This is a genomic window from Mesorhizobium sp. PL10, from assembly GCF_053714315.1.
Genome location: NZ_JBSKBR010000232.1, coordinates 1 through 296 on the forward strand (window position 1 = coordinate 1; position 296 = coordinate 296).

Consider the following 296-nt stretch of genomic DNA (forward strand, 5'->3'; position numbering starts at 1 on the left):
ATGTGATCAAGCTGAAGCCATCTCCGATCGCTGACGAAGCGCTGTCGCGCATCGGTGCGCTTTACGATATCGAGGATCGTATCCGCGGCATGTCGGCTGAGGAGCGGCGTACACTGCGCCAGCAACACGCCAGGCCCCTTCTGGCGGATCTCAAGAGCTGGATAGAAAAGACGCTTTCGACGCTGCCACAGAAGCAGAAGCTGGCGGAAGCGATGCGATATGCCCTCTCGCGATGGGCAGCGTTGAGCGTTTACATCGACGATGGCCGTGTTGAAATCGATAACAACATAGCTGAA

1 protein-coding gene is annotated in these 296 nt (G+C 56.8%); it reads left to right on the top strand.

Features of this window, described 5'->3' with window-relative positions; genetic code table 11:
• On the top strand, positions 1–296 hold a 296-nt coding region (locus ACWGTO_RS33990; protein WP_454579018.1), incomplete at both ends, for an IS66 family transposase.